The sequence below is a fragment of the Pseudomonas sp. TH39(2020) genome (assembly GCF_016650715.1).
Taxonomy (GTDB): Bacteria; Pseudomonadota; Gammaproteobacteria; order Pseudomonadales; family Pseudomonadaceae; genus Aquipseudomonas; species Aquipseudomonas mandelii_C.
This window is the reverse complement of the sequence record NZ_JAEKFF010000007.1, coordinates 1,538,122-1,560,594: the sequence shown is the minus strand read 5'-3', so window position 1 is coordinate 1,560,594 and position 22,473 is coordinate 1,538,122. Positions and strand designations below refer to the sequence as shown.

At 56.7% G+C, this 22,473-nt stretch carries 28 protein-coding genes and 1 pseudogene; 11 read left to right on the top strand and 18 right to left on the bottom strand.

Going from position 1 to position 22,473, the window contains the following annotated elements; genetic code table 11:
• Positions 1 to 41 precede the first annotated feature (41 nt).
• Together infC and thrS are read right to left on the bottom strand one after the other, a co-directional pair.
• A complete protein-coding gene (gene infC, locus JFU47_RS27585; protein WP_169857083.1) occupies positions 42 to 593 on the bottom strand; it encodes a translation initiation factor IF-3 in 552 nt (183 codons plus the stop codon).
• A complete protein-coding gene (gene thrS, locus JFU47_RS27580) occupies positions 593 to 2,515 on the bottom strand; it encodes a threonine--tRNA ligase (protein WP_008145656.1) in 1,923 nt (640 codons plus the stop codon). The genes infC and thrS overlap by 1 nt, the downstream gene beginning before the upstream one ends.
• Positions 2,516 to 2,889: 374 nt before the next feature.
• Here thrS and JFU47_RS27575 point away from each other — a divergent pair, with 374 nt between their 5' ends.
• Positions 2,890 to 3,192 (top strand): hypothetical protein, encoded by a 303-nt coding sequence (locus JFU47_RS27575; RefSeq protein WP_123365562.1) that lies wholly within the window; start codon positions 2,890 to 2,892, stop codon positions 3,190 to 3,192.
• Positions 3,193 to 3,484: 292 nt separating this feature from the next.
• The gene (locus JFU47_RS27570) at positions 3,485 to 3,697 is read left to right on the top strand and encodes a cold-shock protein (RefSeq protein ID WP_007905882.1); all 213 of its coding nucleotides are present in this window, start codon (positions 3,485 to 3,487) and stop codon (positions 3,695 to 3,697) included.
• A 72-nt stretch (positions 3,698 to 3,769) separates the two neighbouring features.
• Here JFU47_RS27570 and JFU47_RS27565 read toward each other — a convergent pair whose 3' ends face one another.
• Complete coding sequence (locus JFU47_RS27565) at positions 3,770 to 4,090, bottom strand: I78 family peptidase inhibitor (RefSeq protein WP_123365561.1); 321 nt, start codon at positions 4,088 to 4,090, stop codon at positions 3,770 to 3,772.
• A 166-nt stretch (positions 4,091 to 4,256) separates the two neighbouring features.
• A complete protein-coding gene (locus JFU47_RS27560; RefSeq protein WP_201187044.1) occupies positions 4,257 to 4,562 on the bottom strand; it encodes a hypothetical protein in 306 nt (101 codons plus the stop codon).
• 132 nt (positions 4,563 to 4,694) lie between these two features.
• Between JFU47_RS27560 and JFU47_RS27555 the strand changes: the two genes are divergently transcribed.
• Positions 4,695 to 4,901 carry a hypothetical protein gene (locus tag JFU47_RS27555; protein ID WP_123365560.1) on the top strand — a complete coding sequence of 69 codons (207 nt, stop codon included), beginning with the start codon at positions 4,695 to 4,697 and terminating at the stop codon, positions 4,899 to 4,901.
• Positions 4,902 to 4,939: 38 nt separating this feature from the next.
• Here the strand turns inward: JFU47_RS27555 and JFU47_RS27550 are convergent, their stop codons facing one another.
• From JFU47_RS27550 to JFU47_RS27515, 8 genes are all read right to left on the bottom strand, one after another.
• Entirely contained in the window at positions 4,940 to 5,968 is a 1,029-nt protein-coding gene (locus tag JFU47_RS27550) for a nucleoside hydrolase (protein WP_201187042.1), read from the bottom strand.
• Positions 5,969 to 6,011: 43 nt separating this feature from the next.
• On the bottom strand, positions 6,012 to 6,416 hold the full coding sequence (gene rbsD, locus JFU47_RS27545; RefSeq protein ID WP_140679595.1) for a D-ribose pyranase: 405 nt from the start codon (positions 6,414 to 6,416) through the stop codon (positions 6,012 to 6,014).
• Positions 6,413 to 7,330 (bottom strand): ribokinase, encoded by a 918-nt coding sequence (gene rbsK, locus JFU47_RS27540; RefSeq protein ID WP_201187040.1) that lies wholly within the window; start codon positions 7,328 to 7,330, stop codon positions 6,413 to 6,415. Before rbsK ends, rbsD begins: the two co-directional genes overlap by 4 nt.
• 57 nt (positions 7,331 to 7,387) lie before the next feature.
• Entirely contained in the window at positions 7,388 to 8,407 is a 1,020-nt protein-coding gene (locus JFU47_RS27535) for a LacI family DNA-binding transcriptional regulator (protein ID WP_134423092.1), read from the bottom strand.
• A gap of 3 nt (positions 8,408 to 8,410) precedes the next feature.
• Complete coding sequence (locus JFU47_RS27530; protein ID WP_123365555.1) at positions 8,411 to 9,388, bottom strand: ABC transporter permease; 978 nt, start codon at positions 9,386 to 9,388, stop codon at positions 8,411 to 8,413.
• Positions 9,385 to 10,938 carry a sugar ABC transporter ATP-binding protein gene (locus tag JFU47_RS27525; RefSeq protein WP_201187038.1) on the bottom strand — a complete coding sequence of 518 codons (1,554 nt, stop codon included), beginning with the start codon at positions 10,936 to 10,938 and terminating at the stop codon, positions 9,385 to 9,387. The genes JFU47_RS27530 and JFU47_RS27525 overlap by 4 nt, the downstream gene beginning before the upstream one ends.
• A gap of 56 nt (positions 10,939 to 10,994) precedes the next feature.
• Complete coding sequence (locus tag JFU47_RS27520) at positions 10,995 to 11,951, bottom strand: sugar ABC transporter substrate-binding protein (RefSeq protein WP_201187030.1); 957 nt, start codon at positions 11,949 to 11,951, stop codon at positions 10,995 to 10,997.
• 196 nt (positions 11,952 to 12,147) lie between these two features.
• Positions 12,148 to 12,609 carry a hypothetical protein gene (locus JFU47_RS27515; protein WP_095128570.1) on the bottom strand — a complete coding sequence of 154 codons (462 nt, stop codon included), beginning with the start codon at positions 12,607 to 12,609 and terminating at the stop codon, positions 12,148 to 12,150.
• A gap of 349 nt (positions 12,610 to 12,958) precedes the next feature.
• Here JFU47_RS27515 and JFU47_RS27510 point away from each other — a divergent pair, with 349 nt between their 5' ends.
• The 4 genes from JFU47_RS27510 (at position 12,959) to JFU47_RS27495 (ending at position 16,382) form a co-directional block, all read left to right on the top strand.
• Entirely contained in the window at positions 12,959 to 14,047 is a 1,089-nt protein-coding gene (locus JFU47_RS27510) for an asparaginase (RefSeq protein ID WP_046047713.1), read from the top strand.
• Positions 14,048 to 14,217: 170 nt separating this feature from the next.
• Positions 14,218 to 14,508 carry a DUF1654 domain-containing protein gene (locus tag JFU47_RS27505; RefSeq protein WP_076030442.1) on the top strand — a complete coding sequence of 97 codons (291 nt, stop codon included), beginning with the start codon at positions 14,218 to 14,220 and terminating at the stop codon, positions 14,506 to 14,508.
• Positions 14,509 to 14,512: 4 nt separating this feature from the next.
• Positions 14,513 to 15,202, top strand: coding sequence for an endonuclease (locus JFU47_RS27500; protein ID WP_140893570.1), 690 nt, complete (start codon positions 14,513 to 14,515; stop codon positions 15,200 to 15,202).
• Between the two features lie 490 nt (positions 15,203 to 15,692).
• Positions 15,693 to 16,382, top strand: coding sequence for a flavodoxin family protein (locus tag JFU47_RS27495; protein ID WP_201187028.1), 690 nt, complete (start codon positions 15,693 to 15,695; stop codon positions 16,380 to 16,382).
• Positions 16,383 to 16,671: 289 nt separating this feature from the next.
• Here JFU47_RS27495 and JFU47_RS27490 read toward each other — a convergent pair.
• Both JFU47_RS27490 and JFU47_RS27485 read right to left on the bottom strand, forming a co-directional pair.
• Positions 16,672 to 17,388, bottom strand: a pseudogene (locus tag JFU47_RS27490) (siderophore-interacting protein).
• 101 nt (positions 17,389 to 17,489) lie between these two features.
• A complete protein-coding gene (locus tag JFU47_RS27485; protein WP_201187026.1) occupies positions 17,490 to 17,855 on the bottom strand; it encodes an SPOR domain-containing protein in 366 nt (121 codons plus the stop codon).
• Positions 17,856 to 18,105: 250 nt separating this feature from the next.
• Between JFU47_RS27485 and csrA the strand changes: the two genes are divergently transcribed.
• Positions 18,106 to 18,300 carry a carbon storage regulator CsrA gene (gene csrA / locus JFU47_RS27480; RefSeq protein WP_007938114.1) on the top strand — a complete coding sequence of 65 codons (195 nt, stop codon included), beginning with the start codon at positions 18,106 to 18,108 and terminating at the stop codon, positions 18,298 to 18,300.
• A gap of 179 nt (positions 18,301 to 18,479) precedes the next feature.
• Here the strand turns inward: csrA and JFU47_RS27475 are convergent, their stop codons facing one another.
• The gene (locus tag JFU47_RS27475; RefSeq protein WP_140679607.1) at positions 18,480 to 18,935 is read right to left on the bottom strand and encodes a DUF2214 family protein; all 456 of its coding nucleotides are present in this window, start codon (positions 18,933 to 18,935) and stop codon (positions 18,480 to 18,482) included.
• 287 nt (positions 18,936 to 19,222) lie between these two features.
• On the opposite strand from JFU47_RS27475, the gene JFU47_RS27470 reads away from it, so the two are divergent.
• The gene (locus tag JFU47_RS27470; RefSeq protein WP_033061943.1) at positions 19,223 to 19,435 is read left to right on the top strand and encodes a hypothetical protein; all 213 of its coding nucleotides are present in this window, start codon (positions 19,223 to 19,225) and stop codon (positions 19,433 to 19,435) included.
• Between the two features lie 122 nt (positions 19,436 to 19,557).
• On the opposite strand, the gene JFU47_RS27465 is transcribed toward JFU47_RS27470, so the two are convergent.
• Positions 19,558 to 19,797 carry a DUF6124 family protein gene (locus JFU47_RS27465; protein WP_201187356.1) on the bottom strand — a complete coding sequence of 80 codons (240 nt, stop codon included), beginning with the start codon at positions 19,795 to 19,797 and terminating at the stop codon, positions 19,558 to 19,560.
• 24 nt (positions 19,798 to 19,821) lie between these two features.
• On the opposite strand from JFU47_RS27465, the gene JFU47_RS27460 reads away from it, so the two are divergent.
• Together JFU47_RS27460 and JFU47_RS27455 are read left to right on the top strand one after the other, a co-directional pair.
• Positions 19,822 to 20,529 carry an alpha/beta fold hydrolase gene (locus tag JFU47_RS27460; RefSeq protein ID WP_201187024.1) on the top strand — a complete coding sequence of 236 codons (708 nt, stop codon included), beginning with the start codon at positions 19,822 to 19,824 and terminating at the stop codon, positions 20,527 to 20,529.
• A gap of 176 nt (positions 20,530 to 20,705) precedes the next feature.
• Positions 20,706 to 21,458 carry a carbonic anhydrase gene (locus tag JFU47_RS27455; RefSeq protein WP_201187022.1) on the top strand — a complete coding sequence of 251 codons (753 nt, stop codon included), beginning with the start codon at positions 20,706 to 20,708 and terminating at the stop codon, positions 21,456 to 21,458.
• Between the two features lie 66 nt (positions 21,459 to 21,524).
• On the opposite strand, the gene JFU47_RS27450 is transcribed toward JFU47_RS27455, so the two are convergent.
• Both JFU47_RS27450 and JFU47_RS27445 read right to left on the bottom strand, forming a co-directional pair.
• Complete coding sequence (locus JFU47_RS27450) at positions 21,525 to 21,719, bottom strand: hypothetical protein (RefSeq protein ID WP_140679612.1); 195 nt, start codon at positions 21,717 to 21,719, stop codon at positions 21,525 to 21,527.
• Between the two features lie 34 nt (positions 21,720 to 21,753).
• A complete protein-coding gene (locus JFU47_RS27445) occupies positions 21,754 to 21,948 on the bottom strand; it encodes a hypothetical protein (protein ID WP_201187021.1) in 195 nt (64 codons plus the stop codon).
• Between the last annotated feature and the right edge of the window lie 525 nt (positions 21,949 to 22,473).

The window sequence follows — 22,473 nt, the reverse complement described above, 5'->3', positions numbered from 1 at the left end:
AGTTGATAAACATAATCAGAAGGCCTGCCGTGCCCTATTGATTACTTCTTCTTTTTCGGGGCGATGACCATGATCAGTTGGCGTCCTTCCATCTTAGGATGCTGTTCGACCGAACCGTACTCGAGCAAGTCACCTTCAACTCGCTTGAGGAGTTCCATCCCCAGCTCCTGGTGGGCCATCTCACGGCCGCGGAATCGCAAGGATACCTTGGCCCTGTCCCCATCACTCAGGAAACGTACCAGGTTGCGCAGTTTTACCTGGTAATCCCCTTCCTCCGTCCCTGGACGAAACTTGATTTCTTTAACCTGAATCTGCTTCTGGTTTTTCTTGGCTGCGGCAATCTGCTTCTTCTTTTCGAAGATCGATTTGCCGTAGTCCATCAGTTTGCAAACAGGGGGTACTGCATCGGCGGAAATTTCCACCAGATCCAGCTTGGCCTCTTCAGCCTTAAGAAGCGCGTCTTCAATTGACACAATCCCAAGCTGTTCACCTTCAGCCCCAATTAACCGAACCTCGCGTGCCGAGATATTCTCGTTGATCGGGGCCTTCGGTGCAGCTCGTTTATCTTGTCTCATTTCACGCTTAATAGTAATTACTCCGAATCTGGGCGACCACGCCGGGAAACCGCTTGAGCGAGGAACTCGGCGAACTGGGCGACGGGCATCGAGCCCAGGTCAGCACCTTCACGAGTACGCACAGCGACAGTCTGCATCTCGACTTCCCGATCTCCGATAACCAAGAGATAAGGAACCTTGAGCAAAGTATGCTCGCGGATTTTAAAGCCGATCTTTTCATTTCTCAAGTCAGACTTGGCACGAAATCCGCTTTCGTTGAGAGTTTTTTCAACCTCAGCGGCGAAATCAGCCTGTTTATCAGTGATATTCATGATCACTGCCTGGGTCGGAGCCAGCCACGCGGGGAATGCACCCTCGTAGTGCTCGATCAGGATTCCGACGAAACGTTCGAAGGAGCCAAGGATCGCCCGATGCAACATAACCGGGTGCTTGCGACTGTTGTCTTCAGAGACGTATTCGGCTCCCAGACGGACAGGCAGGTTAAAATCGAGCTGAAGGGTACCACACTGCCAGACGCGGCCAAGGCAATCTTTCAGCGAGAACTCGATCTTCGGACCGTAGAACGCACCCTCGCCCGGCTGCAGATCGTACGGCAGGCCAGCGCTATCAAGGGCTGCAGCCAGGGCCGCTTCGGCGCGATCCCATAGCTCGTCGGAACCGACGCGTTTTTCCGGACGAGTGGACAGCTTCATCTCGACGTCTTTGAAGCCGAAGTCGGCATAAACGTCCATGGTCAGCTTGATGAACGCAGCGGATTCGGCCTGCATCTGCTCTTCAGTGCAGAAGATGTGGGCGTCGTCCTGAGTGAACGCACGCACACGCATGATGCCGTGCAGTGCACCCGATGGCTCGTTACGGTGGCAAGCACCGAACTCGGCCAAGCGCATTGGCAACTCACGGTAGCTTTTCAGGCCTTGGTTGAACACTTGCACGTGGCAAGGGCAGTTCATCGGCTTGATGGCGTAGTCGCGGTTTTCCGACTGCGTGGTGAACATGTTGTCGGCGTAGTTGGCCCAGTGCCCGGACTTCTCCCACAGGCTGCGGTCAACGACCTGCGGAGTTTTGATCTCCAGGTAACCGTTGTCGCGCTGAACCTTGCGCATGTATTGCTCGAGCACCTGATACAGAGTCCAGCCGTTCGGGTGCCAGAACACCATACCCGGCGACTCTTCCTGGGTGTGGAACAGGCCCAGACGCTTGCCGATCTTGCGGTGATCGCGCTTTTCAGCTTCTTCGATGCGCTGGATGTAAGCCGCCAGCTGCTTCTTGTCAGCCCACGCCGTGCCGTAAACGCGCTGTAATTGCTCGTTCTTGGCATCGCCACGCCAGTAGGCGCCGGACAACTTGGTCAGCTTGAAGGATTTCAGGAAGCGCGTGTTCGGCACGTGCGGACCGCGGCACATGTCGACGTATTCTTCGTGATAGTACAGGCCCATGGCCTGTTCGTTCGGCATGTCTTCGACCAGGCGCAGTTTGTAGTCTTCGCCGCGGGCCTTGAACACTTCGATCACTTCGGCGCGCGGAGTGACTTTCTTGATCACGTCGTAATCTTTTTCGATCAGCTGCTGCATGCGCTGTTCGATCGCGGCCAGGTCGTCTGGAGTGAAAGGACGTTCGAAGGCGATGTCGTAATAGAAGCCTTCGTCGATGACCGGACCGATAACCATTTTGGCCGTCGGGTATAGCTGCTTGACCGCATGGCCAACCAGGTGGGCGCAAGAGTGGCGAATGATCTCCAGCCCCTCTTCATCCTTTGGCGTAATGATTTGCAGCGTAGCGTCGCTGCCGATGATGTCGCTGGCGTCGACCAGCTTGCCATCGACCTTGCCGGCCACGGTGGCTTTGGCCAGACCTGCACCAATGGATGCCGCGACCTCGGCTACGGATACCGGGTGATCGAATGAACGTTGACTGCCGTCGGGAAGAGTAATAGTTGGCATGGCGCCTCCTCTCCTAGTGGTGACCCCTACCAAAGGTCACGTGGGTTGGGATGAGCCAGTACAAGATCCGATCCAGGCCATTCAATGACGAACGCCTGCCTTACAGCGGCAGGAGCCTTGCGGCCAACCGGAAAACCGAACCAGAGTGACTGGGATTCAAATCAGGGTTATTCGCACATTTGCCGCTACCGGGACTGAAGGTCGTCCGGAGCCTGCAAACGCCCGAGCGAGGCATGCTAGCACAGATGAACGGTCGTCGATGCACCGAGGCTTTGCACTGGGGCAAATCGGGCAATTTTATGCCAGAGTGCTGAACTTGAACCCTGCTTTGCCTCTCAAACAACAAGACATTGACCCACAAGGAGCATCCCAGCATGCGTCTGAAACGTTTATTCGCAGTAGTCGCCCCCATCGTTCTCCTGTTGCCACTGGCTGCCCATGCCGATTGGCCGAAAGGCGAGCGCGAGAAATACATGGCTCAGTGCACAGAAGCGGCTACTCCGCAGATCGGTGCTGCAGCAGCGAAGGCTCACTGCGCTTGTGGTGCCGATTCCATCAAATCGTACCCTGCCAAAGACATCCAGTCCTTGATGGACAACACCGCCAGTGACGCCCTGAAGCAAAAGGCTCTGACGCAAATTGGCGCGTGCAAAGCCGATACCAAAGCGAAAAAATAAGCCCGACAGAGCGCTTTTTGCGCCTGCAACGACAGTAAAAAGCCTCTGAAAACCGCTTTTTCGTACAATTTATGCAGGTTTTACAGGTTTTTTTATTGTCTTTACTTTTGGCTGAAAGCCTTTTAAAACGGGGCTTGCAGGCAAAAAAAGCAGCAAACAGAACGCGACTGTAGGGCAAACAGCACGTCCGGGGGGCTCCCAAAGCGAACATTTCGACTATGATACCCCGGTGTGCCCAGTTGGCCTGAGCAGCACAGCACTACTGAAAATATATGTTTCTTGGAGATACACCATGTCTAATCGCCAAACCGGCACCGTTAAATGGTTCAACGATGAAAAAGGCTTCGGCTTCATCACTCCTCAAGGTGGCGGTGACGACCTGTTCGTACACTTCAAAGCTATCGAAAGCGACGGTTTCAAAAGCCTGAAAGAAGGCCAGACCGTTTCCTTCGTGGCTGAGAAAGGCCAAAAGGGTATGCAAGCTGCACAAGTCCGCGCTGAGTAATTTTCAGCCGCACTAAAAAAACCCCGTCCATGTGACGGGGTTTTTTATGGACGAAACAAAAGCCCGAAGCGATCAGCCGCAGTTGACGCGGGTCACGACCCGATTGGCATCGGTATTCAGGTTCAGGCGATCAGAGCGGTACTCCAGAGTCACCATGTCGGTGGGCAAGAGGAACCGTGCATTCTGCGCGCCTGCGCGAGTACGCGCCTGCTCCAGCAACTCAGGCGATGCCTTTTTGCCAATGGTGAATTCGGCAGCCTTTGCCTCACAACGGCTGTGGCCAGTGTCAGTCGTCGCCGCGGAGTCTGTTGCCGACTCAGTGGAGGTAGTGCTGCAACCGGCCAGCATGGCAACGGCCAACAAAGTACCCAATGACGCGAGCTTCCAAGGCATGAAGCCTCCTTTTTTCAATAGTTAAGCTGAGATCGTGCGACCGCCAATCTGGCGTTTGGTTTCACAGGGAGTATAAGCACCCTGCCCTCTATTCGGACACGCGGCGAGTTTGCCTGAGCATCGCCCTGCCGTTTACCACTCAATCGTGACTGAATATGAACAGCGTTCAATAGACATCAATGTAGTCGAACGGCGGATTCGGCCAGTTCTCTTTCAGGGCATTGAAAATCTGCATGACCCAGACCTCGTCACTGGCCGCGACCAATCCTACATAACCGGAACCCTTGGCCCACGTCTCCAGACGAAACAACAGCCTACTGATATCAGTGCCGCCCACAACGCCTGACGAAATGTAGGCGATGCCGCCCTTGGTGACTCGCAATTGAGTGTGCTCATCGTCGCTGGCAGAGGCCAGCAGCTGACGCACCGCCTCAAGGGTCAAGCCGTCAGGAGTGTTCAAATCGATCTGCACAGCACATTCCTTGAAAAATCGTCAAAGACCAAGTGTCGCATAGCCCTCCCCTCATGCCTAAGTCGGAGTGCCAAAAGCCGCGCAAAATGGTTAACTCGACACACAGACTTTCCCGACTTCACGAGCGCCATCATGACCACCGTAAGCATCGACGCCGACATCAAAGCCAAGTGGCCACAGGGCCACAGCTCTTACAGCCCGGGCAGCCCGGAAGAGTTGGCAATCATTGGTATCGATCTATTGGTCAAGGAACTGGGGACGCAAGCCGCCCAGACATTCATCGCACAGATATTCGAGAAGTACCCCACCGCCTATATGGGCCTGATACATAGCGAGTAGAAGTAAAACCCGCAGGCTGGCAGCTGCGGGTTTATGGCTTACTTCAGACGAGCCAGACGCTCGGTCAGCAGGTCAAAGAAGCCTTGAGCGTCGCCGCTTTCTACCCAGAAAGCGTTCTTCGGCGCTTTCAGGCCGTCATACCAGTCGACGATGGTTTGGCCGAATGTCGGGCCTTCGCGGCTATCAACCACCACATTTACCGAGCGACCGGTGAACAACTCAGGCTTGAGCAGGTAGGCGATGACTGTCGCGTCATGCACCGGGCCACCCGGAATGCCGTAGTGCTCCATGTCGCCTTTGACGTATTCATTGAGAATATCGCCCACCAGCTTGCTGGCATTGTTGTTGATCGCTGCGATCTGCTTAAGACGCGCTTCACTGGTGAGGATCTTGTGGGTCACGTCCAGCGGCAAGTAGGTCAGCTTTACTCCACTTTTGAGCACCACTTCCGCAGCCTGTGGGTCGGCGAACAGGTTGAACTCAGCCACCGGGGTAATGTTGCCACCGTTGAAGTGCGCCCCGCCCATGATCACCACCTCCTTGATGCCCTGAACGATCTCAGGTTCCTGGATCAGCGCCAGGGCCAGGTTGGTCTGTGGACCGAGCATGGCGATGGTGATGCTGTGGGGCTTGGCGGCTTTCAAGGTGTCGATCAGGTAGTTGACCGCATTGCCCTCAGCCAGGCCTTTCTTCGGCTCATGTACGGTGACGCCCGACAGGCCTTCCTTGCCATGGATGTTCTCGGCATAGATCGGTGTGCGCATCAACGGCTTCGGTGCGCCTGCGTAGACCGGCACCTCCTCGCGCCCTGCCCACTCGCGGGCCAGCCGCGCATTCCGCGACGTTTTGTCCAGACGCACATTGCCGGCGACGGTGGTCAGCGCACGAATGTTCAGCTCTTGCGGCGACGCCAGGGCAAACAGCAGAGCAACCACGTCGTCGGCACCCGGATCGGTGTCGATGATCAAGTCGATCTTGTCCGCCGCCTGGGCGCTTGTTGCGGTAATCAGGGACAAAAGCAGCAGACTCCGGAGCAGGTAGTGCAGTTTCTGAGCATAGCGGTGCATAGCGCACTCCTTGTGCGTGGGACAACAGAAAGACAACAGCGAGTTAGAACGTAACCCCTGCCACCAGCACGATGTTGCAGTAGGGCTGACATTCGCCTGTACGAACAATCGCCCGCGCCTGTCGGCTGAGGACTTTGAATTGGTCATGACTGAGCAGCTCACGCCGACCCAACGCACCTTCGGCATTCAGCTCATCGAGCGTCGCCAATGCCGAAGGCTTTTTGTCCAGGATCTCCTGGGCCAATACATGGCTCTCGACCTGCATTTCGCTGAGCACAACCTTCAACGTGCTGACGAAGTCCGGGATACCGTGGGTCAGGGCCAGATCGATCAGTTCAACGCCTGGTGGCACCGGCAGACCTGCGTCGCCGATCACCACCTTGTCGCCATGGCCCAGGGATGCGATCAGCCGCGACAACGCGACGTTGAGCAAAGGTGTCTTTTTCATGGTGCTTTAAAGGCCTGTACGTCGGACAAGGTGGGAATCGAGGGTTGCGCGCCAGCACGGGTCACCGACAGCGCCGCGGCAACCTGGCCGAAACGGATCGCGTCACCTTCGCCTTTGCCGGCCGCCAGCGCGGCGGCGAAACCACCGACGAAGGTGTCGCCAGCCGCCGTGGTATCAACAGCTTTCACCTTCGACGCAGGGAAGTGCTCGAAGCCTTTGCCGTTGGCAAACAGCGAACCTTGAGCACCGAGGGTGATGATGACCTTGCTGGCGCCCAAGGAGATCAGCCGGGATGCAGCGGTTTCGGCAGATGCCAGAGAGTCCACTGGCAAACCACTCAGCGCCGAGGCCTCGCTTTCGTTGGGAATCAGATAATCGATGGACGCGTACCAGTCCGCCGGCAGTGGGCGACTGGCCGGCGCCGGGTTGAGGATCACGGTCTTACCCAACTCACGGCCGCGCTTGAGCGCATGACCGACAGTGGCATCCGGGATTTCCAGCTGACAGATGATCACGTCCGCCGCCCGCAATACCGCGTCGAAACGATCAATCACCTCTGGAGTCAGCGCACCGTTGGCACCGGCAACGATCACGATTGCGTTCTGGCTGTTGTCATCGACCACGATCAACGCTACGCCGCTGGAATCGTCGACGGTGCTGACCGCCTGGCAATCGATCTGCTCGGCCAACAGCGCCCCGCGCAACTCTTCGCCGTAGGCATCGCTGCCCACGCAACCGACCATCGACACCTGCGCCCCCAGCCTCGCCGCTGCGACCGCCTGATTCGCGCCCTTGCCACCGGAAACCGTAGCAAACGACTCGCCGATCAGTGTTTCACCGCCACGGGGCAGCCGTGGCGCCCGGGTGACCAGGTCCATGTTCAGGCTGCCTATAACCACTACTTTTGCTGGCATACGTCACTACTCATCAATTCTGTTTCAGCGGTGCTTTTGATTTAGCGGCTTTCTATTTCAGCGGAACTGGGCGAACACGCCGGCCAGCGGCGCAGTCGACTCCCGCAGGACAATACTGGGCGTCACGATCCGTTGATCGGTGGCCATATCCGGCGTGGCGATTCTTCTTAAAAGCACTTCGGCCGCCATCTCGCCGAGTTGCAGGATCGACTGCCCCACGGTGGTCAGCGCCGGGTACACATAGCGGCTCATCTGAATATCGTCGAAGCCGATCACCGACAGCTCCGTCGGCACGCGAATATTGCGCTCGGCCGCCGCTCGCAGCACACCGATGCCAATCATGTCGTTACCGGCGAAGATCGCGCTCGGCGGGTTCTTTTCCAGCAGTATCGCGGCGGCGTTGTAACCGCCGGTGCTGGTGAAGTCGCTTTCCAGCATGCGCTCGCGGGATACTTCGACACCCGCCTCTTTCAGGGCACGGCAATAACCGGCCAGACGCATCTGCGCCACGCTGGTACTCGCCGGGCCGCCAATGGTGGCGATGTCCCGGTGCCCCAATTCCAGAAGGTGGCGGGTCGCCAGATAGGCGCCGTATTCGTGATCGATTCGCACCAGATCGGCATTCACACCTTCCAGTCCACGGTCGACGATCACCATCGGCGTACGCACGCCTGCCAAGCCTTCTGCCAGCCCAGCGTCACCGCCAGCCGAAGCGACGATCAGCCCGTCGATGCGCTTTTCCAGCAGTACGCGCAGGTAGCTGCGTTGCTTGTCCGGGTTGTCATCAGAGTTACAGAGAATCACGCAGTAGCCATTACGCTCGCAGTAATCCTCGATGCCGCGCGCCAGTTCGGCGAAGTACGGGTTGAGGCTGTTGGGCACCAGAAGACCGATGGTCGCCGTGGTTTTGGCTTTGAGAGACCGGGCCACGGCACTGGGCACGTAGTCGAGAGTTTTGATCGCTGCCTCAACCTTGACCCGCACCTCTTCGCTCACCGGCCGGGTCTTGTTCACTACGTGGGAAACCGTGGTGTAGGAAATTCCCGCGAGCGCTGCCACATCCTTGATCGTTGCCATGACTCAGGTCCGCCGGCTTGCGCGCTGACTGCGATAAGTATCAAGCACCACCGCCACCACGATCACCGCGCCGGTGATGATGCGTTTGGTGGGTTCAGTTGCGCCGATCTGCGCGAGGCCGGCCGCCAATACGGAAATGATCAGAACCCCGAAGAACGTACTGATGACCGATCCGCGACCGCCCATCAGGCTGGTGCCGCCGATCACGACCGCGGCGATCACTTGCAACTCCAGCCCGGAGCCGGCATTCGGATCCGCCGCCTCCAGACGGGAAATCTGGAACAGCGCGGCAATACCGGCCAGCAGCCCCATCAGACTGAATACCAGGATCTTGTAGGGCTTCGGATTGATCCCTGCCAGACGCACCGCCTCTTCGTTGGTGCCGATGCCGATCAGGTAACGACCGAACACGGTACGCGTCAGCACTGCCTGGGCAACGAAGATGATCAGCAAGGCAATGATGAACGACGGCGAGATGCCGAAGGCGATCGGGTTGGACAACCAGGCGAAGGCATCACCGATGTAGGCCGTGCGCGATCCGGTCATCTGATACGCCACACCGCGGGCCATTTCCAGCACGCCGAGGGACACGATGAACGACGGAATCCGCCACGCCACAGTAATCGAACCCGTGATGGTCCCGGCCAGTGCTGCCGCCGCCATTCCGAGCAGCGCCGCAGGCAACACGCTCCAGCCCCAACCGAGAATGGCCACGCTGACCGTTGACGCCGCGAGCGCGAGCACCGAGCCCACCGACAGGTCGATACCGCCGATGATCAACACGAACGTCATGCCGACCGCCAGCACCATCAAGTCCGGAATCTGGTTGGCCAGGGTGCTGAAGGTGTCATAGGACAGGAAATGGCTACTTAGAACCGAGAACAGCGCAACCATTGCCAGCAAGGCACCGGCCAGTCCCAGATAGGTACCGAGGCCGTAAAAGTTGCCACTACGTTTGCCGGCAGTCACTGCAGTATTCATGCGAGATCCCTAGGCGCTGCTTCATTGAGCAACGCATCACGTTTTTGGTAGCCGGCGAACGCGGCGGCAAGCAAATCATCCTGGGTCCAGCTGTCACGCTCAAAGGTGTCGATCAGACGTCCCGCAGAGAGCACGCCGATGCGATCGCAGATCAACATCAGCTCACGCAGGTCGCTGGACACCACCACGAGCGCTTTGCCTTGACGGGTCAGCTCACCGAGCAAGGCATAAATGTCAAACTTGGCGCCAACGTCGATGCCACGCGTTGGCTCGTCGAACAGCATCACCGAGCAATCACGCTCAAGCCACCGGCCGATCACCACCTTCTGCTGGTTGCCGCCGGACAGTTCCGACACAAGTTGTGTCGGGCTGGAACTGCGGATGCGCATGGCGTCGATCTGACGCTGGGCCAGCGCCATCTCGTCACCCTTGTTGACGAAGCCACCGCTGGAAATCACCGGCATATTGCCCAAGGCAATATTCGCGCTGATCGATTGGGTCAGCAGCAGGCCTTCGCCTTTGCGGTCTTCGGTGATCAGGGCGATGCCATGACCGACCGCGTCAGCCGGTGAGCGGATACTGACAACCTGTGCTGGCGAACCGAGTGCAACCGTGCCGCTGTCCGCTGTATCAGCACCGAAGATCAAGCGCAGCAACTCAGTGCGCCCTGCCCCGATCAAGCCGGAAATCCCGTAGATCTCGCCGGCGCGCACTTCGAAGGACACATCGCGAACCTTGTCGGAGCGGGTCAGCCCTTTGACCGTCAAGGCTGGAGCGCCGATCTTGCGCGGCCCCATGTCGATGTGTTCGCCGAGTTCACGACCGACCATCAGCGTCACCAGTTGCTCGCTGTTGTAATTGGCCATCGGCTCGACGCAAACCAGGTTGCCATCGCGCAGTACCGCAATACGCTGGGCGACCCGCGCCAGTTCTTCGAGACGGTGCGAGATATAGATGATCGACACGCCGCGAGCTTGCAGACGAGTGATCTGCTCAAACAGCATCTCGACTTCACGGTTCGTCAACATTGCGGTCGGTTCGTCGAGAATCAGCACGTGGCAATCGCCAATCAGGTTGCGGGCGATCTCCACCATTTGCTGGTGACCGATGCCCAATTCGCCCACCAGCGTGTCCGGGTCAATCGCGTCGAGGCCGACCTGGGCCATGGCTTCGATCGCTGCCTTGCGCAATTGCCTGCGACTGATCCAGCCGCCCTTGCTGGGCAGGTTGTCGAGAAACAGGTTTTCCGCCACCGACAAGGTCGGCAACAGATTGAGCTCTTGCATCACCATGCGGATGCCGAGGTCTTCGGCCTGAGTGCGGCTTGCGGGGCGGTAATCCTGCCCCTGGAATTGCATGTGGCCGGTGGTCGGTGTGACCAGCCCGCCGATGATCTTCGACAGCGTACTTTTTCCCGCGCCGTTTTCGCCGGTCAGCGCCAGCACTTCACCGCGCATCAGCGTCAGGTCGATGCCGGCCAGGACCGGTTGGGCGTAGGTCTTACCGATACCGCTGACCGAGAGGACAGCGTTCGGGGCGGAAACTGACATAAAAACTCTCCATGCGCTCGCCCCGACGGGCGAGCACCGTTGTGTCGCCAGAAGGACTACTTGGTGACCAGCTCTACCGGAGTTTCGATCACGCCATTGGTGCCGCTGTCGACTTTCTCACCTTTGATGATCTTCAGCGCAGTCTCGATGCCAAACACGGCTTGCCTGGCTGCAAACTGGTCAGCGGTAGCCAGAACGCGGCCATCCTTGAGCATTGGCTTGATGGCGTTGATGTTGTCGTAACCGACCACTTGCACCTTGCCGGCCTTGCCCGCTGCGCGCACGGCGGATACTGCGCCGACGGCCATGCTGTCGTTGCCCGCCAGCAGGGCTTTGACTTGTGGGTACTCGCTGAGGATCGAGGCAGCAACCTTGTTGCCTTTGTCGATTTCCCAGTCACCGGACTGCAAAGAGACGACCTTGATCTGCGCCGCTTCCATCGCATCCTTGAAGCCTGCGGTTCTCTGCTGCGCGTTGGTGGTGGTTGAAACGCCTTCGATGATGCCGACTTCGTCTCCGGCCTTCAGTTGCTTGGCCAGGTACTCGCCCACCAGACGCGCGCCTTTGCGGTTATCCGGGCCTACGAACGGTACGGTGATGTTTTTGCTTTTGACCACAGCCGGGTCCAGCTGGTTGTCGATGTTGATCACGGTGATACCGGCATCGATGGCTTTCTTGATCACAGGAACCATGGCCTTGGAGTCAGCCGGTGCGATGACCAGCGCATTGACCTTGGCCAGAATCATTTGCTCGACGATGCGTGTCTGGCCAGCCGTGTCGGTTTCGTCTTTTATGCCGTTGGAGATCAGCTCGAAATCGCCGGAGTGTTCTTTCTGATAGGCCTTGGCGCCATCTTCCATGGTCAGGAAGAATTCATTGGCCAGGGATTTCATGACCAGCGCGACTTTGGGTTTTTCAGGAGTCTCGGCGAAGGCCGAAGAGACAGGTAACGCGACGGATGCGGCAGCCAGCATAGCGACAGCGAGAAGACGTCCAGCGAATGGCAGCTTCATGGGTTCACTCCGATCTTATGATTATTGTGAGCAACGCTTGCGCTGGCGTAGGCTTCATTGCGCTCACCGATGGATAACCACCGGGAGCACCGCGCAAACGTTTGCGTAGACCGAACTATGCGAACCCTGCCGACATTTGTCAACGAGCAGAAACGACCATTTATTTGAACTGGCTGGCAAAAGCCGGGCATTCACGTCATGCCGTGGTGTTGACTACCGTTCCGGTGCTGGAACCCTTGGCCAGTTCCTTGACCAGGGCCGCGGACACTTCCAGCAACGCACCATTGGTGTCGGCAATCTGTCCTTGAATGGCCATGACCACAGTGGCCTTGGCTTCTGGTGTCGGATAAGACGCCGCCTGAGCTGCGGCTAATTGTTGCTGTTGCTCGCGCAGTTGCTGTTGTAGCTCTTGCATGCGTTTGAGCAGGACTTTCACCGCCACACTCTGGTTGCTCTCGTCTGGGGTTTCGGTCTGCGCGCCCGCGCTTTTATCCAATCCCAAAGGGCCAGTCTTGACTTGGTTGCCGTCGCCTTCTTTCGTGCCCAGCGTCTTATCGGCAGCCTCTGCGGTGGCGTCGTTCAACGCTTGAATCGTAGCGGCGGACTTGCCGCCGATGGTGACGCCTGCGGCGTTTGGGATACCAATGGATAACGACATGTGAGCTCCTGAGTAGAAAGATCCTTTAAAGGAACATCGACCGAAGCACGGGTTTCTTTAGCACTGATTCGCAATCTTGCAAGGCGATTTGCTCTACAGAGATCGTAGTACTTTTCGGAGAGCCGAACACAAACCCTCAACGCGTTCGGAAACCCGGACAACAGATTGTGTAATCATCCTGACAGCTCAAATAAATACTGATACAAATCATCAAGTTAAAAGTTTTCCTCATTCAAAGTACGACTGGTATAGATCCTGCTCATCTCATTCACCCCAAGCGTTCAGATCCACTTGGGGCGCATCTAGATGAACCTGCATCAGCACCGTCTCACTACTAGAGAGAAAAATAATGACATCTGCTTTCAAGACCTTCGTTCCGGGCGCTTTGGCCCTCTTGCTGCTCCTGCCTACTGCCCTTCAGGCAAAAGAAGTCGAAACCCAACAGAAACTGGCGAACGTGGTGATCCTGGCCACCGGCGGCACCATTGCCGGCGCGGGCGCCAGCGCCGCCAATAGCGCGACCTATCAAGCGGCAAAAGTCGGCATCGAACAATTGATCGCCGGGGTTCCGGAACTCAGCCAGCTGGCTAACGTTCGTGGCGAACAGGTCATGCAGATCGCGTCCGAAAGCATCACCAACGACAACCTGCTGCAACTGGGTCGTCGCGTGGCTGAGCTGGCCGACAGCAAGGACGTCGACGGCATCGTCATCACCCACGGCACCGACACCCTGGAAGAAACCGCCTACTTCCTGAACCTGGTGGAAAAAACCGACAAGCCAATCATCGTTGTCGGCTCCATGCGCCCAGGCACCGCTATGTCGGCCGATGGCATGCTGAACCTGTACAACGCAGTGGCCGTGGCCAGCAGCAAAGAGGCACGCGGCAAAGGCGTACTGGTGACCATGAACGATGAAATCCAGTCGGGTCGCGACGTCAGCAAAATGATCAACATCAAGACCGAGGCGTTCAAAAGTGCCTGGGGCCCACTCGGCATGGTGGTCGAAGGTAAATCCTACTGGTTCCGCCTGCCGGCCAAGCGCCACACCATGGACTCGGAATTCGACATCAAAACCATCAAGAGCCTGCCTGACGTCGAAATCGCCTATTCCTACGGCAATGTCAGCGATACCGCTTACAAAGCGCTGGCTCAGTCTGGCGCCAAAGCCATCATTCACGCCGGTACCGGCAATGGCTCAGTCTCGTCCCGTGTAGTCCCATCGCTGCAAGCCTTGCGCAAGGACGGCGTGCAAATCATTCGTTCGTCCCACGTCAACGCCGGCGGGTTCGTACTGCGTAACGCTGAACAGCCAGACGACAAGTACGACTGGGTTGTGGCGCATGACCTGAACCCGCAAAAGGCTCGCATCCTGGCCATGGTTGCACTGACCAAGACCAACGACAGCAAAGAGCTGCAACGGATGTTCTGGGAATACTGATTCGCCCTCGCCCGACCGGTTCCGGTCGGGCACTGCTTTCACCACTCGCCAACCCAGGCGAGTGGCTCACACCCCCTTCCGATATTTCGATAAAAATTTTCCCTTGGTCCTACACCAAACGGAAGAAATGCCTGTCAGAGGATTTTCTTGAATTTTAAGCAGTTGCGAAAATGCTTACAGTTAAATACTGTATGCACGTACAGCTTAATAAGGATAATTCCGTGGCCACCACCTCCGCCTCTCCTGACGCCTATGAACGCATGGGTATGCGCGTTCAAAAAATCATCAATTCCCCCACTGCTCAAAAAGCGAAAGCAGCCTTGATCTTCCGTCTACCGGACGAACCTGTGGATGAGTGGGAACAATTGCTCGAAGAAATCGACGAGAACGACAACGTCACCCTCGCCTATCGCGACGATGGCGGTGTGCAGATTTTTTGGGTTGTTCCGAAGGAAGATTGAGTCAATGAGTGTCCGCTGGTTTGCTTTGCTGTTTTTGTTCATCACCGTTGGCGCCCAGGCTGGCGCCCCACGCACCTTCAACGAAGCCAAGAAAGTTGCCTGGAAGCTCTACGCACCGCAATCCACAGAGTTCTATTGCGGGTGCAAATACACCGGCAACAAGGTCAACCTCGCAGCCTGCGGTTATGTACCGCGTAAAAACGCCAAGCGCGCTTCCCGCATCGAGTGGGAGCACATTGTTCCGGCCTGGCAGATCGGCCATCAGCGTCAGTGCTGGCAAGAAGGTGGGCGCAAGAACTGCACGCGTTACGATCCGATCTACCAGAAAGCCGAAGCCGACCTGCACAACCTGGTGCCGAGCATTGGTGAAGTGAATGGCGATCGCAGCAACTTCAGTTTCGGCTGGTTGCCGGTGCAGTCGGGCCAATATGGCTCGTGCCTGACCCAGGTCGACTTCAAGGCGAAGAAGGTCATGCCCCGCCCGTCCATACGCGGCATGATCGCCCGAACGTATTTCTACATGAGCAAGCAATATGGTTTGCGCCTGTCGAAACAGGATCGACAACTGTACGAAGCCTGGAGCAAAACCTATCCCGTAGAGGCCTGGGAACGACAGCGTAACCAAAGCGTGGCGTGCGTCATGGGACGCGGCAACGAGTTTGTCGGCCCGGTCGACATGAAAGACTGCGGTTAAGCGCACGCTGAAAACACAAAGGCCTCGGGTTTAACTTGACCACCTGATTGCATCGGTACTGATCACTCGTTTGCATTGCATTGACCAGCCATTTGCATCGGACTTGACCAGCAAACTTAGTAACCATGATCGGTAGAGATGCCCATTGCTGCCGGCGGCCACAAGCAGAAATCGGTCCACAGTGTGTAAGAACACAAATTGCATTCAGCTTAACCCTAACAATCCCGGACGGGCCGGCTACGATAAGGGATCTGATGGAAAGGTCGTTGAGTATTGGGCTGTTCTGCTGGAAGAAGTCCCTGCGTCGACCACCGCGAATAGCAACCTGTTTTCTTGGTCTGAAAGGAAGTGACCCGCACTTGCATCGAACGCAGTTCCCACCCATTCTCGCTGGATTGGCCCCCAGTCAAGGGCGGATTTGTTGCGTCAAGCGGGGACAGAGTTACCGCACCAACCCGCATCTATTGGCAGTACTAATCAGGAGAAATCAATGACTATCGTCGCAATTGTGTATTCATCCGGACGAGGTCACACCCGGACTGTTGCGGAGCATGTCAAGCGAGGTGCAGAAGAGGTTGCGGGAACATGTGCCGAACTCATCGAGATCGTGCCCGCTCAGATCGATAGTGATGGCAGATGGCGTGACGACGCTGTCATGAACCGGCTAGCGGCGGCTGATGCCATAGTTTTTGGTGCGCCCACCTATATGGGGTCGGCCCATGGATTGTTCAAGCTGTTCCTCGAGGCTGGTATCGTGCCGTGGCGTAGCCAGGAGTGGAAGGACAAGATCGCTGCCGGGTTCACAAACTCAGGATCGCGCTCCGGCGACAAGCTCGTAGCGCTTCAGCAGATGTCGATCTTCGCGGCGCAAATGGGAATGATGTGGGTAAGCGCCGGGGATTTGCCCGGCGGCTGCTACACCGATGGCGGTTTCACCGACGTGAACGTCAATGGATCATGGCTAGGCCTGATGACTCAAAGCTTGAATGATGGCTCGGTGGAGAACGCTCCGCACCCAGGCGATAGGCTTAGCGCGGAGCGTTTTGGACGTAGGGTGGCGCGAGCGACGGCACGTTGGACAGTCGGTGCGGACCGGTTTCCTTCCCTGCGCATCGACGCACAAGAGAACCGGCGGCGGAATCTCGCTGGGATCGACGAATGGCGCCAATTTGACGACTGATCCCCTCCTCAATCGGTGGGATCAGATATCAGATAAATGGCACAGACCGAGAAAGTCCGCTTTGCCGTAGTGGAGGCACTGCCCTCGGGGAGAAATCCATCTCCCTGAGCGCGGCAAAGCGCCGTCTCCCTCAATCGTGATCCTCGGCCCATTTACCCGAGCAATGGGCACTCGCCTTCCACATCCGACGTCGTGGACCCCGAGCGCATCGGAGAGCTCTGAAGATCTATTTAAATACGGTTATCTCAACCGCATTCAATCGAGCCGGCGTTCGTTTCTACCCGCCCGCTTAGTTGTAGCGCCAGCCCATCAGGTTGAGTGACTCCTTGGCAATGCCGCATTCCTTGATCAAGTATTTGCGCAGCCTCCAGTCGCGGTGGCGTGATCTCGAATCAGCCACTCCACCGCAAGTCCGGGCCAGTCAGGAACCGGCAACGCATCGTCCACACTGTCTACTTCAAAAAACGCCTGGGTTAACGGTGGTACGGCAAGCGCTGCCAGCTCATCCAGAATGCCGAGCGCCGCGGGCAAGGCCGTGGCATCGGTGACCATTAACAGATGCTTGAGCTGTTGAGGCGGCTTCCATTCGAAACCGCCCGCGTCTTGTGCCGAAAACTGGCGATCAGGTGCGACGATCTGGATCGGCTCACCCGCCGCTGCATGAATTGCCCAACGGGATGCGGGGTCCGGTTTCGCCGTGCAACACGAAGTCGATATCCACTTCGCCCTGCTCGGCACGCAAATGTCGGATGGTGTAAGTGCGCATTGCCGGGCGCTGGGCAACCGGTATCGAGCGGTAACGTGCAAACCAGCCATCGCCATGAGCGAGCCTGGCAGGCGAACCTTCTACAGCCGGAAAGAATAGCTTCACGCGCTGGCTGGGTGCCCAGGTCGCCATTTCGGTAACCATCGGACCGGCCAGAGTGACGCGCATCAAATGAGGACTCAGCGCCTTTTTGTGCCGCAGGACTGCGTCGAATATTTTGTAAGGGGTGGCGGAGGCCATGGGGGAACTCCTACTGGGAATCGACAGTGACTACGTCTAGAAACGAGTCAATGTGGATCCCCTTTAAGGCGTTCCGTCGAACGCAGCCTGGAAAAGGACTGCTACTGGGCTACTGGATGATCGACAACCAACAATTCGATGTTCTGTTTCTTAGCCCGGGTGAGCGCCGCACGCACTTCTGTCTGTTTGGCCTCGGCCTCGGCTTTCGAACTGAACGGCCCGAGCAGAATCCGGGTCTTTCCATTTTCCTTGACGATATTGGAAACGAAACTGTGCTCAATCAGCCAGCCGCTCAAATCGCTGACCGCCTGAGGTGTTTCGCCTCGAACTTCGAGATCCCATTGTGGCGCGGATACCACCGAAGGTGCAGCCGCGACTGCCGGTTGCGGCTTTTGTACCTCAACACTCTTGCCCTCACCGCATCCCGCCAGCGCCAGTACCGCGATTACTAAGACGATTTTGCGCACAACGCTTCCCTCAGAATGCTTAAAGCGGCGATTTTAGCATCCATGAATACTTCCCGAGTGCCGCAAAATGGGCTCAAAACAACGAGAATGATGGTTGCGGCCTCTGTATAGTTACGCCTTGGGAATTAATGCAGCATCTGCGCGTCAGAAAGAGGCACCCAAACCGTGAGACTTCGCACTAATCTATACATACCACCGACCTCTGCACTGTCCGAATCAGGTGCCCTACAAAGCAATCAAGGAGAAGACCATGCTGATACTCACCCGCAAAGTCGGTGAAAGCATAAATATTGGTGATGACATTACGATCACCATTCTGGGCGTTAGCGGCCAGCAAGTCAGAATTGGCATCAATGCCCCGAAAGACGTTGCGGTTCATCGCGAAGAAATCTATCAGCGCATTCAGGCTGGCCTCACCGCTCCAGACAAACCGCAGACTCCCTGAATCCTGTTGCAGTCAGTAGCCAGCCCGTTCGTTACAGCGCAATGGCTGGCTAGAGATTCATGCTCGGCATTTTGCTGAGCACTCGCCTCCTCCCCCCATTACGTGAAGCCGATGCTACCGGCCCGGCCACGCCGTGGCTGTCAGACTATTCGTTTTAACCCCGACGAATCACGCCGTTGTTAGCCGAAGGTCACACCGCGCGCCATGCCGGTGGCCGCAATCACCATCAACATCAACAACAACGCTTCGATATGGCTGATGCGTGCAAACAGCCTGGCTCGGCCCTGGTCAATCGAAGCGCCCCTGCCCAAGGCGATCCGCCACTTGATCAAGGTGATCATTGGTGCCACTTCAAGCAGCAGAATGATCACGAACAGCGTCATCTTCAGATGGAACAACGGCTGATGAAGGTAATAGTCGGTGCCTTTTTCGTACCCACCGAAGGCTCGCATCAAACCTGTGATCAGCAAAATACCCGCACAGATGCCCCATACGTTATCGGCAACCAGAACGCTGCGAACCTGCGCCGTACCGGCGGCCAGGCGGCTTAATGCCGTCCCTCGGGTGAGCACCGCCCAGAGGCCCAAAGCAACAGCCAAGAGGTGGATCGCCGCAAGAAACCAGTGAAACAGCATAGGGATGCTCCTGATAGGGATAAGGAAATGGGCTTGTCAGTAGTAGTCCAAAATCTGGAAATCTGCCTTCCAGGCATCCGCAGACTGAGGGCGATTTTTTCGAAGCATGATTGCTTGCTCAGGCGGTAACTGATGAGGCGCGGGTGCTGGAAGGATGATTTTGCTTATTGGTCGATTTGAGTAACAGGTCGTGACATGACTGGCGAACAGCCAGCTATCTCCCTATCATGCCGCCCACTGGCCCTTGCGCAAGGAGCCAGAGGATAATCATTCAAAAGGGAATAGACGTGAAAGAGTTCGTAATTGGCGTAAACAACGTAGTTCTGTACGTCGCACTGGCCGTTATCTGGATCGCCGCAGTGGTCATGATTTTCGTTCAGGGCTTCTGGTCCGGGGCAGGCGTTTTCATTACCGGCACCCTGACGTGGTGCATCATCTCCGGCTTCTGGTTTGTACAGTCGGCGACTTATGAAGAACTGAAGAAATTGAACGCCAGGTAAGATTGATTTTAGTTGGTTGGACCTACCTCGCAGGTCCGACGTTGTTGAGATGAACCACGCCAGTAGTGATTCATGCTCTTCATGTAACGAGGGGGCAATCCCCTCGTTACAGTGCCTGGCGACTACCCAGGCTTGTGATTATCCAGTACGCGATTGACCGCTAACTCACCCATCATGATCACCTGTTGCAGCACCAGCATCGTCTTGCGCTGCGGGCCTTCCATTAGGCCGGCGATAGCACTGGCCATAACGCTGGCCGGCGCCAACGATTCGCAGGCAAGGACGAGCAACGTTTCGTCATCCACCGCTGGGTCGATGATGAAAATGGTGCCGGGCTTTCGGGGCGGTATCGACGGCAGAATGGTCGCTCACCAAGGACGGAACACATGAATCGATTAACTCCCACACTCGTCCTGCTACCTGGAATGGATGGAACAGGTGAATTGTTCGCAGCCTTTGCAGCCATCATGGAGCGCGAATTCGATACGCTAATCATCACCTATCCCCCCAATATTCCGCTGAGCTACACAGCGCTGGAGTCACTGGTTCGAGAGTCTCTGCCATCCGACCGCCCATTCGTACTGCTGGGTGAATCCTTCTCGGGACCGATCGCTATTTCTCTGAGCGCCAGGCAACTCCCCCAGCAGGTGGGACTCGTGCTATGCAGCACATTCGCACGCAACCCAAGGCCGATATTCAGGCACTTGAGTTTTTTGCTAGGCGCACTGCCGTTCAGCCTTGCGCCTGTCGGATGGATCAGCAAAGTATTACTCGGCCGGTTTTCCACGAGCGCCTTGCGCGCAGCTCTACGCCAGGCCATCACTCAAGTGAGCCCTTCGGTAATGCGTTCACGACTACGATCGGTTCTTGCCGTTGACGTATCCGCCAAGCTCGCCCAAGTCAGCGTACCGACTATTTACCTTCGCGCTAAGCATGATTCGGTGGTTCCCGGGACAGCGTCTGCGCTGGTCGCTTCAATGAACCGCGATACACGAATCATTGAAATCGAAGCACCGCACTGCCTGCTTCAGGTTGCGCCTGAAGAGGCGGCCGGACACATCCGGGAGTTTTTCAGAACGCTTGAAGGCATTTGAGGTTCTCGGTGTTAAAGGCGACCAAACCCACGCCCCCCGCCTTGCCTGGCAGCAAACCCTGAGCAACATAATGTTACATCCCGTCTAGACTCCAACCACAAGTGCCGAAGGTCCCTGGAAGCACTTGCCTCCCAACAGCAAGTCACTCCCATCAACCGACCTGAGTACACAAGATCATGTGTAAATCATGTGATTCAAACCCTGTTCAAAACGCGAGTGGTCGTCGTAGATTTCTTCAGTTTGCCGGACTAGGGGCAGGCGCTCTGCTACTTGCCGGTGCACTGCCCGACAAATTCGTTCAGGCTGCCGAGAAAACCGCTGCTCCGCCAAAACCACAAAACTCCATCAGTCCTGACATGGCACTTCAAAGGCTTATGGAGGGAAATGAACGGTATGTTTCCGGCAACTCCAAGACACATGACTTCAAGTCAGAGCGGGAAGCCTTGGTCTCAGGCCAGAACCCGTTCGTGTCGGTACTCGGTTGCTCTGACTCCCGTATCGCCCCTGAGTATGCTTTTGATACTGCTCGAGGCGATCTTTTCGCCATACGCGTCGCGGGCAATTTCGTTACCGATGAGGGGTTGGCAAGCCTTGAATACTCTGTCGCGGTGCTCGGCGCACCACTGATCCTCGTACTGGGGCATGAGAGCTGCGGCGCCATTAGTGCAGGTATAAAGGCAGTAAAAGATCACACTGTATTCCCTGGCCACATCCCGAAATTGACTGACGCACTTAAACCCTCCATCGAGAAAGTGCTCAATAACCCCGGAAGCCTTATCGACAACGCTACAGCGCAGAATGTCAAAGATTCGGTTAACCGCCTCAAAAATGCCTCACCACTGCTGACAGATGCACTCAGCAAGGGCACGTTGAAGATAGTGGGAGGCGTCTATCGCCTTGCTAGTGGCAAAGTAGACTTGATTGCCTGACTTAGTAACGCTGCATCAATGCCGAAATCCGGATGTGAAGAGCCCAGCGCGATGGCTGGGCTCTGGTTATTTTCTGTTTTCCATCATCTTGTCGGCGAGAGCTTTGGCCCTTTCAATCAACAGGTTCTGCCTGTCTTCATGAGTAGCCCCTCCTACAACCGGTGCCGTCAAATTGCTTTCCGCAATCAACGCAGCGCAGAAGTATTGATCCCAAACAGCTCTGCCCTCAGATACCTGATTGTTCGTTTGGCCGGCGATCATATGCGGCTCCTTTTGATGAGGTAGCACCGCTATCTTACGCCTGAATCACTGGCATCCCGCGCCGCTGAAGACAAGCGCATTCAGTCGCCTCTATCGTCACGATCACGATCACGGCCGTGATTGCGTTCATACCCCTGATCATCGTCACGACGATCATATCTGCGGTCATCCCTTCGATCATCGTCATAACCTCGGTCGTATCCACGACGGTAATCATGACCTCGATCACGATCTCGACCGTACCTTTCTCCGTCGTCCCAGTGAGGCCCACAGCCTCCCAGCAGGAGAGAGCCTGAAATGGCCATGAACATTATTACTGCACGCTTCATTTGAACGTCCTGAATGCAAAGGTCAGCGATATGACCGTGAGGCCGCTCAATGATTCACAGGTCAGATACAGCAAACCAAATCCAAAGCCTGAATTAACAACGTGCTGATCGGCAAGGAGGCACCAGTAAGCGCGGTTCGCTTCGGCGGGAACGCCTATCACGTCATCGAGCGGGCCACCGGCAAAGTGAAGACACGACGAAAAGAAGGTCGAGAATCTGGAGGTGGAGCCGAGCTGGCGTTTTGAGGTGGGAATTTTGCAAATCGCAGTGTCTAGCCTGAAACCGGTGTAAACCTATTTCAGGACGGGACAGCAACATGAAGGCTGTGGCCAGGAAATCGAACGGTGTCGGATGGGGCCATGGTTCAGACGATAAAGAACGATGCCGGGGACGCATCAAGGACAACGAGTCGATGAACTCAGCCC

Excerpts from the sequence above, each read along its gene's own strand:
- thrS (WP_008145656.1), bottom strand. The coding sequence starts at position 2,515 with ATGCCAACTATTACTCTTCCCGACGGCAGTCAACGTTCATTCGATCAC.
- JFU47_RS27575 (WP_123365562.1), top strand. The coding sequence starts at position 2,890 with ATGCGTCTGAAACGTTTATTCGCAGTAGTCGCCCCCATCGTTCTCCTG.
- JFU47_RS27570 (WP_007905882.1), top strand. The coding sequence starts at position 3,485 with ATGTCTAATCGCCAAACCGGCACCGTTAAATGGTTCAACGATGAAAAA.
- JFU47_RS27565 (WP_123365561.1), bottom strand. The coding sequence starts at position 4,090 with ATGCCTTGGAAGCTCGCGTCATTGGGTACTTTGTTGGCCGTTGCCATG.
- JFU47_RS27555 (WP_123365560.1), top strand. The coding sequence starts at position 4,695 with ATGACCACCGTAAGCATCGACGCCGACATCAAAGCCAAGTGGCCACAG.
- JFU47_RS27550 (WP_201187042.1), bottom strand. The coding sequence starts at position 5,968 with ATGCACCGCTATGCTCAGAAACTGCACTACCTGCTCCGGAGTCTGCTG.
- rbsD (WP_140679595.1), bottom strand. The coding sequence starts at position 6,416 with ATGAAAAAGACACCTTTGCTCAACGTCGCGTTGTCGCGGCTGATCGCA.
- rbsK (WP_201187040.1), bottom strand. The coding sequence starts at position 7,330 with ATGCCAGCAAAAGTAGTGGTTATAGGCAGCCTGAACATGGACCTGGTC.
- JFU47_RS27535 (WP_134423092.1), bottom strand. The coding sequence starts at position 8,407 with ATGGCAACGATCAAGGATGTGGCAGCGCTCGCGGGAATTTCCTACACC.
- JFU47_RS27530 (WP_123365555.1), bottom strand. The coding sequence starts at position 9,388 with ATGAATACTGCAGTGACTGCCGGCAAACGTAGTGGCAACTTTTACGGC.
- JFU47_RS27525 (WP_201187038.1), bottom strand. The coding sequence starts at position 10,938 with ATGTCAGTTTCCGCCCCGAACGCTGTCCTCTCGGTCAGCGGTATCGGT.
- JFU47_RS27520 (WP_201187030.1), bottom strand. The coding sequence starts at position 11,951 with ATGAAGCTGCCATTCGCTGGACGTCTTCTCGCTGTCGCTATGCTGGCT.
- JFU47_RS27515 (WP_095128570.1), bottom strand. The coding sequence starts at position 12,609 with ATGTCGTTATCCATTGGTATCCCAAACGCCGCAGGCGTCACCATCGGC.
- JFU47_RS27510 (WP_046047713.1), top strand. The coding sequence starts at position 12,959 with ATGACATCTGCTTTCAAGACCTTCGTTCCGGGCGCTTTGGCCCTCTTG.
- JFU47_RS27505 (WP_076030442.1), top strand. The coding sequence starts at position 14,218 with ATGCTTACAGTTAAATACTGTATGCACGTACAGCTTAATAAGGATAAT.
- JFU47_RS27500 (WP_140893570.1), top strand. The coding sequence starts at position 14,513 with ATGAGTGTCCGCTGGTTTGCTTTGCTGTTTTTGTTCATCACCGTTGGC.
- JFU47_RS27495 (WP_201187028.1), top strand. The coding sequence starts at position 15,693 with ATGACTATCGTCGCAATTGTGTATTCATCCGGACGAGGTCACACCCGG.
- csrA (WP_007938114.1), top strand. The coding sequence starts at position 18,106 with ATGCTGATACTCACCCGCAAAGTCGGTGAAAGCATAAATATTGGTGAT.
- JFU47_RS27475 (WP_140679607.1), bottom strand. The coding sequence starts at position 18,935 with ATGCTGTTTCACTGGTTTCTTGCGGCGATCCACCTCTTGGCTGTTGCT.
- JFU47_RS27460 (WP_201187024.1), top strand. The coding sequence starts at position 19,822 with ATGAATCGATTAACTCCCACACTCGTCCTGCTACCTGGAATGGATGGA.
- JFU47_RS27455 (WP_201187022.1), top strand. The coding sequence starts at position 20,706 with ATGTGTAAATCATGTGATTCAAACCCTGTTCAAAACGCGAGTGGTCGT.
- JFU47_RS27450 (WP_140679612.1), bottom strand. The coding sequence starts at position 21,719 with ATGATCGCCGGCCAAACGAACAATCAGGTATCTGAGGGCAGAGCTGTT.